The sequence below is a fragment of the Microbacterium xanthum genome, from assembly GCF_034531355.1.
GTDB lineage: Bacteria > Actinomycetota > Actinomycetes > Actinomycetales > Microbacteriaceae > Microbacterium > Microbacterium xanthum.
On the sequence record NZ_JAWHUE010000001.1, the window covers coordinates 825,415 to 837,498 of the forward strand.

Consider the following 12,084-nt stretch of genomic DNA (forward strand, 5'->3'; position numbering starts at 1 on the left):
TCCCAGTCTAGTCAGGGCGTCGATATCATCCCGCAGCGGCTCCCGTCCGCACGCGGGAATACCTCGGCGACGTGCTGCATTACCACTGGTGACGGTCGATGTGCCGTCCGCCCCCGCCCGCGAGAGAATCGTCACCGACCATGACTTCCCCCGACTACGCCCTGTGGCGCCAACAGCGCGCCCGCGCCGTCACCGCACCCACCGGCAATCTCGCCCTCGTCGAGACCCGCTGGACCGGTGCCGAGCGCCCCGACATCGACGGCGAGCGCGCCGCCGCTGCCGCGTCCGTCACGATCACGGAGCTGTCGCGCACCTCCCTCGAGACCGGGGAAGCCGAGTACGGTCTGCGCCGATGGGATGCCGAGTCCGCCGCCATCGCCGCATTCGAGCGCATCGACGCATTCCCCTACGATCCGGAGTGGGTCGTCGAGGGGCGCTTCACCCCCGTGCGGGGGCAGGACGGGGGATCCCCGCGGACGGTGCCTTTCGAGCACATCCGCGACAACGGCGGCACCCGGGACCTCGTGGTGCCCGGCGACATCCACGTGACCATCGGCGGCGAAGACTTCACCGTCGCCGCCTTCGACGACGGCGGCGCCCTGCTGCTGGTCTTCGGCGATCGCACCAACGGCGTCGAGACCTACGGACCCGGCCGCTTTCTGTTCGTGACCCGGGAGGCCGACGTCGCCGGCGAACCCGGTCCCGTGGTCCTCGACTTCAACCGCGCCTTCGTCCCGCCCTGCGGGTTCTCGGCGCAGTTCAACTGCCCCCTGCCTCCGGCCTCCAACCGGTTCCCCTTCCGGATCCCGGCCGGCGAGAAGAACGTCGTGTTCCGCGACGGCTTCGACATCTATGCGGCCTGAGCCGCACCGTCCCCCGCACCACAGCATCCACAGCACCGGAGCAACCGCATGAGCACACGCTTGAACAAGAGTCTCGTCGCCCTGTCCACCGTCGCCGCCTCGGCCCTCGTCCTGGCCGGCTGCAGCGCCGGCGGTGACGCCGCCGACGGCGCATCCGAAGACGCCACGATCTACATCGGCTCGCTGTACGAGCCGCAGAACCTCAGCAACACCCAGGGCGGTGGGCAGGGTGTCACCGAGGCCTTGAACGGCAACGTCTACGAGGGGCTGTTCCGCCTCACCGACGACGGGGACGTCGAGCCCCTGCTGGCCGAATCGTCCGAGCTGAGCGAAGACGGTCTGACCTACACGATCACGCTGCGCGAGGGAGTGGAGTTCCACTCCGGAGCGCCGCTGACCTCGGCCGACGTCAAGGCGAGCGTCGAGGCGGTCATCGCCGAGGACTCCAAGTCGGCCCGCAAGTCGAGCTTCGGACCCATCGCCGAGATCAGCACGCCCGACGACCAGACGGTCGTGTTCGACCTCTCCGAGCGGTCGATCTCGTTCCTCTACAACCTCACCTACGTGTGGATCACCGGCCCCGACGCGAGCGTCGACGCCACGGACGGCACCGGGCCCTACACCCTCGACGAATGGCGCCAGGGCTCGACTCTGACCCTGCTCCGCTGGGACGACTACTGGGGCGAGGCCGCGTCCAACGCCGAGGTCGTCTTCACGTACTTCACCGACGCGACCGCCGAGAACAACGCCCTGCTCAGCGGCGAGGTCGACCTCGTCACGAGCATCCAGAATCCCGACTCGCTCGCGCAGTTCGAGGACAACGCCGACTTCACCGTCAGCGAGGGCACCTCGACGACCAAGGAGCTGCTGGCCTTCAACGACCGGGTCGCCCCGTTCGACGACCCGCTCGTGCGCAAGGCCGTCTACTCCGCGATCGACACCGAGCAGCTGCTCACCTCGATCTGGGGCGACTACGGCACCCTCATCGGATCGATGGTCCCGCCGACCGACCCCTGGTACGTCGACCTCACCGACGTGAACCCGTACGACCCCGAGCTCTCGCTGGAGCTGCTGGATGCCGCCGGCTACGCCGACGGGTTCACCTTCACGTTGGACACCCCCAACTACGACCCGCACCCGGTCGTCGCCGAGTTCCTGCAGGCGCAGCTGGCCGAGGTCGGCATCACCGTCGAGATCAACACGATCAGCGCCGACGAGTGGTACACGAAGATCTTCGCCGAGCGCGACTTCGAAGCCACCCTCCAAGAGCACGTCAACGACCGCGACGTGGTCTGGTACGGCAACCCCGACTTCTACTGGGGCTACGACAACGCCGACGTGCAGCAGTGGGTCGCCGAGGCCGAGCAGGCCGAGACCGTCGAGCAGCAGACCGAGCTGCTCGTCGAGGTCAACCGCCAGATCGCCGAGGACGCCGCGAGCGTGTGGCTGTACCTGTACCCGCAGATCGTCGTCGCCGACAGTGACCTGTCGGGCTACCCGGTCAACGGTCTGAACTCCCAGTTCTTCGTCTACGACATCGTCAAGGACTGACCCGGTCGCCGGTGTCGGGCGCACGCCCGGCACCGGCGTCATCTCCTCATGCTCATCTACCTGCTGCGCCGCTCCGCCCTCCTCGTGCTCTCGCTCGCGGTGGCGATGGTCGTCATCTTCGTGCTGCTGCGGCTGCTGCCCGGCGACCCGGCGAACGCGCTGCTGTCGGTGGATGCGACCCCGGAGCAGATCGCCGCGGCGCGCGCGCAGGTCGGGTCCGATCAGCCGGTATGGCAGCAGTTCGCCACGTGGTCCGCGCAACTGCTGCAGGGCGACCTGGGCGAGTCGTACATCAGCTCGCGCGAGGTCGGGCCGGAGATCGCCGCGCGCCTGGGCGTCACCATCCCGCTGACCCTGCTGTCGTTCACCCTCGCGCTGGTGCTGTCGCTGGTCATCGGCATCACCGCGGCGGTCAAGGCCGACCGGTGGTACGGCATCGTCCTGTCGGGCTTCTCGCAGCTGGGCGTCGCCGTGCCGGTGTTCTGGGTCGGCGTCATCCTGGTGTGGATCTTCGCCCTCCAGCTCGGGATGCTGCCCTCCGGCGGCTTCCCCCGCGACGACTGGGAGGATCCGGCCGATGCGCTCCGCTCGCTCACGCTGCCGGTGATCACGATCGCGTTCGTCATGAGCGCGTCGCTGTCGCGGTACGTGCGGTCGGCGACGATCGACGTGCTCGGCAGCGACTACCTCCGCACCGCCCGCGCGGGGGGCTCGAGCATGCGCGAGGCCCTGCTCCGGCACGGCGTGCGCAACGGCTCGGTGCCCGTGGTGGCCGTGCTCGGCATCGAGCTGTCCACGACCCTGCTGGGGGCGGTCGTCGTCGAGAGCGTCTTCACCCTGCCGGGCCTCGGGAGCATGCTGCTGACCGGCATCGAGCAGCACGATTTCGCCAACATCCAGGGCGTGCTCGTGGTGAGCACCCTGTTCGTCGTCCTCGTCGGGTTCGCCGCCGACATCGCCCAGCGCCTCATCGATCCGCGCCTGCGCACGAGCATCTCGGGGAACCTGCGATGACCGCCCCCGGCATCGACGCCCCCGCCACCGACTCGGGCACCAGCCCGTCCGCGACGGCCCCACGCGCCGCGCGTCGGCGGGGACGACGCGCCACCCTCGCGATCGGGCTCACCCTCACAGCGTTCGTCGTTGTCGTCGCCGCCGTCTCCCTCGTGTGGCTGCCCTACCCCCTCACCGACATCAGCGGCGGGCGTCTCAGCGCACCGAGCCTCGCGCATCCGCTCGGCACCGACCGCCTCGGCCGCGACCTGCTGTCGCAGCTGATGGTCGGCGCCCGCATCGCCCTCACCGTCGGAGCCGGGGCGGTGGCGATCGCCGCGGTCCTCGGCACCGCGATCGGCCTGGCGGCGGCCTTCGCGCGGCCATGGCTCGACGACACCCTCTCGGCCGGTCTCGACGTCGTGATCGCCTTCCCGGTGCTGCTGCTGGCCATGCTCGTCGTCGCCGTGCAGGGCCCCTCGCTCGGGTCGGCGATCCTCGCGATCGGCCTGGCGATGTCGGCCGTGATCGCCCGACTGACCCGCATCCTGTCCCGCCGCGTGCTGCAGGAGCAGTTCGTCACCGCCGCCCGCACGAGCGGCACCCGCACCGCCGGGATCGTGTGGCACCACATCCTGCCCAACATCGCCCCCACCCTCGCGGTCAGCCTCGCCCTGCAGTTCGGTGTCGCGGTGCTCGCCGAGGCGAGCCTGTCGTACCTGGGACTCGGCGCACCGCCGCCGAACGCCTCCTGGGGCCGGATGCTGCAGGAGGCCCAGGGGACGGTCCTCACCGCCCCCGTCGGCGCGATCGCGCCGGGTCTGGCCGTGATCGTGCTCGTGCTGGGTGTGAACTTCCTCGCCGACGGGCTGCGCGACGTCACCGACCCGACGCGGAGGAGGACCCGATGAGTCTGCTCCAGGCGACACACCTCACCCTGCGCGCCGGCTCGGCGACCCTGGTCGACGACGTGACCTTCGCGCTCGCGCCCGGCGAGCGCGTCGGCCTCGTCGGCGAATCCGGCTCGGGCAAGTCGATGACCGCCCTGGCGGCCCTGGGACTCCTTCCCGACGCCGTCACCGCGACCGGCTCGGCCCGGCTCGACGGGCGGGAGGTCGTCGGCGCGGCCGACGCCGCGGTGCGGCGCCTGCGCGGGACGGTCGCCGGCATCGTGTTCCAGGAGCCGCTGACCGCTCTCGATCCGCTGATGCGGGTGGGCCGGCAGATCGCCGAGCCGCTGCGGCGCCATCGCGGACTGCGCGGCGCCGCGCTGCGCGAGGAGGTGGCCCGCGCCCTCGCGGACGTGTCGCTCGAGGGCGACCGCATCGCCCGGGCGTATCCGCACGAGCTGTCCGGCGGCCAGCGTCAGCGCGTCGCGATCGCGATCGCCCTGGCCGCCGACCCGCAGCTGCTCATCGCGGATGAGCCCACCACGGCGCTGGATGTGACGGTGCAGGACGAGGTGCTCACGCTGCTCGAGCGCCTGGTCGCCGACCGTGGCATGGGTCTGCTGTTCATCAGCCACGACCTGGCCGTGGTCTCGCGCATGGTCGACCGGGTCCTGGTGCTCCAGCACGGGCACGTGGTCGAGGAGGGTGCGGTCCGCCGCGTGCTGGGCGCCCCGCGGCATCCGTACACTCGCACTCTCGTCGACAGCGCCCGGTTCCTCGACGCCGCGCTCGATGTCGGCGCGGGCTCCCCGGGGGCGGAATCGGACCGGAGAAGGGAGGGGCGATGACTCTGCTCGCCCTCGAGAAGGCCGGCTTCGCCTATGGTGCGACGCCGGTGCTCGACGAGGTCTCCCTCACGGTCGGAGCCGGTGAGGCGATCGGCCTGGTCGGAGAATCAGGCGCCGGCAAGTCCACGGCGCTGCGCCTGCTGCTGGGTCTCGACACCCCGAGTCACGGCCGCGTCGTCTTCGACGGGGAGAGTCTGAACCGGCGTGACCGAACCCTGATGCGGCGTTTCCGGCGCAGCGTGCAACCGGTCTTCCAGGATCCCTATTCGTCGCTGGACCCCCGCCAGCGAATAGATCGCATCGTCGGCGAACCGCTGCGGTCCTTGCGCATCTCGAGCGGTGACGAAGCTCGCGCATCCGTCGCCGAGGCCCTTCGGGCGGTCGGCCTCGATGACGACACGATGCGACGTTTCCCGCATGAGTTCTCGGGCGGCCAGCGTCAGCGCATCGCGATCGCCCGGGCGCTCGTCTCGAAGCCCCGCGTGCTGCTCGCCGATGAGCCGGTCTCGGCGCTCGATCTGACCACTCGCGTCCAGGTGATCGACCTTCTCACACGGCTGCGCGACGAGATCGGGCTCGCCCTGGTGATGGTCTCGCATGATCTCAGCGCCGTCGCGGCGGTATGCGAGCGCACCGCCGTTCTGCGCGACGGGCGCGTCGTCGAACAGGGGGCGACCCGCGACGTGCTGGCCGCCCCGAAGAGCGACTACGCCCGCACCCTCATCGCGTCGCTCCCCCGCCTCCCCCGCTGAGGGTCGCGGCGTCGCTCGGCTTTCGCCGCTCGCCTGTCACCATCGGTCGCTCCAACCCGCTGAGAGCGCGTTCGGTGACAGGCGACGTCGCCGCCTCAGCGTCCACGGGGAGGAATCTGATCGAGTCCGTGCCGGTTGGGCTTGCCCGGCTCGGCGGCGGTCTCGGGCGAGACGCCCGCCTCCCCGTCCGGCGCACCGCCGTCGGGATACTCCTGCTGCTCGACGTCGTCGCGCTCCTCCTGCGGCGGAAGGTGATCCATGGGCTTGGGGCGGTCTTCGTTCTCACTCATGCCCCCACGGTGGCAAAGCTCGCCGGATGGGTGCCAGGGGGTTGCGTGGACGCGCACCTCGTGTTGGCTTGCGCGGCCGGCACCCACCGTCCGGCGCTCCGCCGCCGGTTCGGTAGTCACCGGTTGTCGCCCTGGCGCCATTCGGCGACATCGAGTGCCCACTGAACGTGGATCGCCCTGGGATGCTGTGGAGAAACAGGGCGTGTCGGTGCAGATCATGGCAGGGTGAAGGCGGGTGCGCGCTCGAAGCGCACCCTTCTCATGGGGGGGGTTTCATGGAAGTCGCCGGACTCGTCGGCATTCTGATCATCATCGGCATCGCGGTCGTCGCCGCGATCATCGTCGGGCTCATCCTGCTGCTGTTCGCACGCAGCTGGATCAAGGTCGCCCGGGCCGATGAGGCACTGGTCATCTCGGGCCGCAAGCAGAAGGTGCAGAGCACCGTTCTGGATGCCGACGGCTCGAGCCGGTCCGAGCTCTCGGAGTCGCCGGTGACCGTCATCGTCAACGGCAAGTCGCTGGTCAATCCGATCACGCAACGTCACGAGATCATCTCGCTGCGCTCCCGCCAGGTCATGCTGCAGGCCGAGGCGCAGTCACTCGACAACGTCACCCTGAACGTCGACGGCGTCGCGATCGTCAAGATCGGGTCGGATGCGCTGTTCGTCCGCCGGGCGGCGGAACGCTTCGCGTCACAGGACGAGGCGATCGAGCAGTTCACCACGGAGCAGCTCGAAGGCGCCCTCCGCGGCATCGTGGCCACCCTGTCGGTGGTCGAGCTCATGCGTGAGCGAAAGAAGTTCTCCGACCAGATCGCCGCGGACGTCTCGCACGAACTGGCCGAGCAGGGCCTCATCCTCGACTCGTTCCAGATCAAGGGCATCACCGACGCCGTCGGCTACATCCAGTCGCTGGGTTCTCCCGAGATCCAGGCCAAGCGCCAGGCTGCGGAGATCGCGCAGACCAACGCCGACCGTGCGATCAACCAGAAGAACATCGCCAACGACGAGGCGAACCTGATCGAGCAGACCGCGCTCGACACCAACACCGCCAATGCCGCGGCCGGTGTCGGGCGCGCCCGCGCCGAGGCCGAGCAGGCCGAGCAGCTCGCACGCGCCAAGGCCGAGCAGGCTGTTCTGCAGCAGCAGGCCGAGAACAAGCAGGCCCAGCTCGACGCCGACGTCAAGCGCGTCGCCGACGCACAGCGATACGAGGCCGAGACGCGCGCGCAGGCCGAGCTGTACACGCGTGAGCGCTCCGCCGAAGCCGCCGCGATCGAGCAGGTCAAGCAGGCCGAAGCCCGTACTCGGATCGCCGAGCAGCAGGCCGAGGCCGACAAGGCACGCGCGGCCGGTGAGGCCGCCGCGGCCGAGGCCAAAGCCGCCGGTGAGGCGGGTGCCCTTCGCGCCCGCGCCGAGGCCGAAGCCGAGGCCCGCCGCCTGACCTCGCAGGCCGAGGCCGAAGCGATCCGCGCCGAAGGTGAGGCCCGCGCCGCGGCGGTGCAGGCCGAGGCCGAGGCGATCGCGTCGAACCAGGAGGCATTCCTGTCGCAGCGGGTCCTCGAGGTGCTGCCGGCCATCATGACCGAGTTCGCCAAGGGCTACGCCGCGATCGGCAATGTCTCGATCATCGGCGGATCCGGCGAGGACGGCGCATCCAGCGTCATCGGCGGCGACAGCGCCAAGGCCATGCGCTCGGTGTTCGACAGCGTCGAGGCCGCCACCGGCCTCGACCTCGCCGCGCTCATCCAGGGCCAGACCTTCGGCCGCGGCGTCGGCGAGGGACTCGCTGAGGCATCCGCACGCCCCGAACCGGCCGCCCCGGCGCGTGCGCCGCGGGGGAAGGCTGCGGAGTCCGACGGGACCGAGTGACGCCTCATGCCGACGTCGGAGAATCAGCCCGATGTCGGACGATCCGGCACAGATCCTCCGACATCGGCGCTGTACTCCGACGACGGAGCTCGGCGCGCCGCGGCCGCGCGGCCCGGACCGGATAATCTGACGCCCATGTCCCCCGCCCTCGAGCGCACCTGGACCGTGTTGCGCGCCGTCACGGCCGCGCTCATCGTCGCCGCGATCGTCCGACAGCTCGCCGCCTCCGTCGGCTCGGCCCTGGAGTACGGCCGTGATGTGGCCACCGTCATCGCGAACTTCTTCAGCTTCTTCACGATCCTCTCCAACGCCTCGTCGGCGGTCGTGCTGGCGTGGGCCGTCGTATGGTTCGCCACGCGCGGGAGGGATGCCGACGGCGTCCGTCGCCGCGAACCGCGCGGCCTCGCGATCGCGCTGGTGTCGGTGACGACCTACATGGTGATCACGGGCGTGGTCTACAACATCCTGCTGCGCGGCGTCGAGCTGCCGCAGGGGTCCGAACCGGTTCCGTGGTCGAACGAAGTGCTGCACGTCGTCGCGCCGGTGTTCCTGCTCGCCGATGCCCTGATCGCCGTTCGCCGTCGGGCGCTCGCGTGGCGCGACACCCTCTGGGTGCTCGTCTTTCCGGTCACGTGGGTGGTCTACACCCTGGTGCGCGGACCGCTCGTGACCGACCCCACGATCGGACCGGGATACTGGTACCCCTACCCGTTCCTCAACCCGAACAACCCCGACCTCGTGCCGCCGGGATACGCGGGCGTGGCCGTGTACGTCGTGGGCATCGCCGCCGCGATCATCGTCGTCGCCTATGGCGTGGTGTGGGTCGGCAGACGCCGCGCTCTCAGCCCTCGCGCTGAAGGGTGAGCATCACGCTCGCCACGCGATCGGAGGTCTCGAGCACCTCCGGCACGGTGTCGACCAGTGCGGAGTTGAAGATCACGGCGAACACGAGGTCCTGACCCGACGCGGTGGTCATGTAGCCGGAGTAGGCCTGCGCGAGCACGAACAGCTGCTCGGTTGCGGGATACCCGACCACGCGGGTTCCCGTCTTGGCCTGGATGGTGCCCTCGGCATCTGTTCCCGCTCCGGTGCCGGCGAGCGAACCGTCGACGCCGGCGAGCGGCTGCATGTCGACGAAGATGCTCCCGTGGTCACCGTCGGCGGCGGCCTTCATGAGCTCCACCTGGGCATGCGCGCTCGTGCGGTTGTAATCGTCGCTGCCCGCGGCATCCAGGAGGCGGACCTCATCGGTCGGAACGCCGAGCCGCCCGGCGTGTGCGAGCACGGCCGCGAGCCCCTCGGTGCAGGTGCGTCCGCCTTCCTGCACCGCGATGAGGCATGCCAGCAGGTCCGCGCCCCGGTTGTAGCTCATCTTCTGCACGACCCGCGCGAGTTCGGAGATCGGGGCCGACTCCCACGTGGCCACGGGATCGCCGGAGTACTCGGGAACCGCGGCGCCGATCGTGCCCTCGACCTCGATCCCCGCCTCGGCGAGCACGTCACCGAAGGCCATGGCCGCAAAGCCCGCCGGGTCGTCGATCTGCGTGTTGCGGACCGTTTCGCCCGCGTCCGCGCCGATCGACCCGGAGACGACGACCGCGTCGCCGACCTGATCGATCACGACGTCGACCTCGCCCCCGGCGACCGTCTCGACATCGCTCGAGACGGTGAGCGAGGGCAGAGCGGGGATGACACGCACCGTCGCCGACTCGCCCTCGCGGGTAGGGGTGACCACGACGTCGATGAGGTTCTCGTTGACCCAGATCGAATCGATGCGGCCGTCGGGCCAGGTCGTCTCGGGCTCGAAGTACGCGTTATCGACCGCGACACCTCCCGAGACGGTGGTCACGCCGGCCTCGACGAGCTGGTCGGCCAGCGCGCGCAAGGCCGCGAGCGGATCACCCGTGTTCAGGCCCACCGGGAGCAGTCCCGTGTTCGCCTCGTTGTGGTCGAACGAGGTGATCTCGAGCGTGCCGTCGGGCTGGTCACGCAGCCCGAAGCTGAAATCCCCCCGCCCGACGAGCACGAGGTCGCCCTCGAGGGTGCCCTCGCTCACGCCACCCGTCGCGTATACGGGGGTCGTGATCGTCGATGCCGCGCCGAGAATGTCGAGCGCGGCCGCCGTCGTATAGCTCTTCTGGATGCTCCCGGGCACGAACGGCACGGTGGACGCCCGCTCGTAGACGACCTCGCCGGATCCGCGATCCACCGCGAGGACTCCCCAACCGCCACCGTCGAGACCCGTGTCGACGATGGCCTCATCGATCGCCGTGGCGAGATCGGAGGTCTGGTTCGCATCCGATGCGGTGCAGGCGGCCAGGGCGAGGGATGCGACGGCGAGCGCGGCGGCGGTCGGAGCGAGACGGCGGAGGACGGACGAGGTCATCGGAGCACTTCCGTGGGGTCGCGCCGGGGCCCGTGCACCCGGACACCCTTCACTCTGCTGTCCCCGCGGCGGGCTGTCCAATCGGTGTCCGCCGCGAGTCGGCCTCGGTCGCGCGGATCGGTAGGCTGGGGGCATGTCGAAGGTCCTCCAGTCCCTGCCCGTCGGCGAGCGCGTCGGCATCGCCTTCTCCGGTGGTCTCGACACCTCCGTGGCCGTCGCGTGGATGCGCGACAAGGGCGCGATCCCCTACACCTACACCGGCGACCTCGGTCAATACGACGAGGACGACATCGCCTCGATCCCGGGTCGCGCGACCGAGTACGGCTCCGAGGCCTCCCGACTGCTGGACTGCAAGACCATGCTCGTCGAGGAAGGGTTCGTTGCCCTCTCGTGTGGCGCGTTCCACATCCGATCGGGCGGTCGCACCTACTTCAACACCACCCCCATCGGCCGCGCCGTCACCGGCACGATGCTCGTGCGGGCGATGAAGGAGGACGGCGTCGACATCTGGGGCGACGGGTCGACCTACAAGGGCAACGACATCGAGCGCTTCTACCGGTACGGCCTGCTGGCCAATCCCGCGTTGCGCATCTACAAGCCGTGGCTCGACGCCGACTTCGTCACCGAGCTGGGCGGACGCCAGGAGATGAGCGAATGGCTCGTCGAGCACGGCTTCCCCTACCGCGACTCCGCCGAGAAGGCCTATTCCACCGATGCGAACATCTGGGGCGCCACGCACGAGGCGAAGACCCTGGAGCACCTGAACGTGTCGCTCGAGATCGTCGAGCCGATCATGGGCGTGAAGTTCTGGGACCCGGCCGTGAAGATCGACACCGAAGACGTCACGATCGCCTTCGAGGCCGGGCGTCCGGTCGCCATCAACGGCGTCGAGTACTCCGATCCGGTGGACTTGGTCCGCGAGGCGAACACCATCGGCGGGCGCCACGGACTGGGTATGAGTGACCAGATCGAGAACCGCATCATCGAGGCGAAGTCCCGCGGCATCTACGAGGCACCGGGCATGGCCTTGCTGTTCATCGCCTACGAGCGCCTCGTCAACGGCATCCTCAACGAAGACACCCTCGCGACCTACCACGAGCAGGGTCGGCGCCTCGGGCGTCTGATGTACGAGGGTCGCTGGCTCGAGCCGCAGTCGTTCATGCTGCGCGAGTCGATCCAGAAGTGGGTCGGTTCGGCCATCACCGGTTCGGTGACGCTGCGCCTGCGCCGCGGCGAGGACTACACGATCCTCGACACCACCTCGCCGATGCTGTCGTACGCGGCCGAGAAGCTGTCGATGGAGCGTGTCGGGGACGCCGCGTTCGGCCCGACCGACCGCATCGGCCAGCTGACGATGCGGAACCTTGACATCGCCGACTCGCGCTTCCGCCTCGAGCATTACGCGGCCGCGGGCTTCATCGGCGGCGCGACCGGGGAGCTCGTCGGCGAGCTCGAGAAGGGCGGCGCGCAGGAGATCACCGAGCACGCCCTGGACTACGACGCCGACCGCGAGGAGCTCGCCGAAGCCGTCGATGGGGCCAACGAGTCCGCGTCGTTCGACTTCGGCGCCGACTGACGCGCATCCCGCCGTCGACGCGCCCCCGTCTTGGCGGACCGTCCCGCGTCCGATGTCGGATGAT

General features: G+C 69.9%; 11 protein-coding genes. 9 read left to right on the forward strand and 2 right to left on the reverse strand.

The annotated features are described in order from the left end of the window. Positions 1-140: 140 nt before the first annotated feature. Genes RZO50_RS03960 through RZO50_RS03985 form a run of 6 tightly spaced genes read left to right on the forward strand, consistent with a single transcriptional unit; the run spans position 141 to position 5,897 of the window. Positions 141-863: a DUF1684 domain-containing protein gene (locus tag RZO50_RS03960; RefSeq protein ID WP_322598383.1), complete on the forward strand. Its 723-nt coding sequence runs from the start codon at positions 141-143 to the stop codon at positions 861-863. A gap of 48 nt (positions 864-911) precedes the next feature. Next, entirely contained in the window at positions 912-2,414 is a 1,503-nt protein-coding gene (locus tag RZO50_RS03965) for an ABC transporter substrate-binding protein (RefSeq protein WP_322598384.1), read from the forward strand. A 48-nt stretch (positions 2,415-2,462) separates the two neighbouring features. After that, entirely contained in the window at positions 2,463-3,428 is a 966-nt protein-coding gene (locus tag RZO50_RS03970; RefSeq protein ID WP_322598385.1) for an ABC transporter permease, read from the forward strand. Continuing rightward, the gene (locus RZO50_RS03975) at positions 3,425-4,318 is read left to right on the forward strand and encodes an ABC transporter permease (protein ID WP_322598386.1); all 894 of its coding nucleotides are present in this window, start codon (positions 3,425-3,427) and stop codon (positions 4,316-4,318) included. The genes RZO50_RS03970 and RZO50_RS03975 overlap by 4 nt, the downstream gene beginning before the upstream one ends. Further along, positions 4,315-5,145: an ABC transporter ATP-binding protein gene (locus RZO50_RS03980; RefSeq protein WP_322598387.1), complete on the forward strand. Its 831-nt coding sequence runs from the start codon at positions 4,315-4,317 to the stop codon at positions 5,143-5,145. Before RZO50_RS03975 ends, RZO50_RS03980 begins: the two co-directional genes overlap by 4 nt. After that, positions 5,142-5,897, forward strand: a complete 756-nt coding sequence (locus tag RZO50_RS03985; RefSeq protein WP_322598388.1) for an ABC transporter ATP-binding protein — start codon at positions 5,142-5,144, stop codon at positions 5,895-5,897. Before RZO50_RS03980 ends, RZO50_RS03985 begins: the two co-directional genes overlap by 4 nt. 95 nt (positions 5,898-5,992) lie before the next feature. Here RZO50_RS03985 and RZO50_RS03990 read toward each other — a convergent pair whose 3' ends face one another. Next, positions 5,993-6,187: a hypothetical protein gene (locus RZO50_RS03990; RefSeq protein WP_322598389.1), complete on the reverse strand. Its 195-nt coding sequence runs from the start codon at positions 6,185-6,187 to the stop codon at positions 5,993-5,995. 275 nt (positions 6,188-6,462) lie between these two features. On the opposite strand from RZO50_RS03990, the gene RZO50_RS03995 reads away from it, so the two are divergent. Then, the gene (locus RZO50_RS03995; RefSeq protein ID WP_322598390.1) at positions 6,463-8,058 is read left to right on the forward strand and encodes an SPFH domain-containing protein; all 1,596 of its coding nucleotides are present in this window, start codon (positions 6,463-6,465) and stop codon (positions 8,056-8,058) included. A gap of 135 nt (positions 8,059-8,193) precedes the next feature. Further along, positions 8,194-8,922, forward strand: coding sequence for a Pr6Pr family membrane protein (locus tag RZO50_RS04000; RefSeq protein WP_322598391.1), 729 nt, complete (start codon positions 8,194-8,196; stop codon positions 8,920-8,922). Here RZO50_RS04000 and dacB read toward each other — a convergent pair. After that, entirely contained in the window at positions 8,900-10,444 is a 1,545-nt protein-coding gene (gene dacB / locus RZO50_RS04005; RefSeq protein WP_322598392.1) for a D-alanyl-D-alanine carboxypeptidase/D-alanyl-D-alanine endopeptidase, read from the reverse strand. The two genes, RZO50_RS04000 and dacB, sit on opposite strands and share 23 nt — an antisense overlap. A 133-nt stretch (positions 10,445-10,577) precedes the next feature. Between dacB and argG the strand changes: the two genes are divergently transcribed. After that, positions 10,578-12,020: an argininosuccinate synthase gene (gene argG / locus RZO50_RS04010; RefSeq protein WP_322598393.1), complete on the forward strand. Its 1,443-nt coding sequence runs from the start codon at positions 10,578-10,580 to the stop codon at positions 12,018-12,020. Positions 12,021-12,084: the final 64 nt, after the last annotated feature.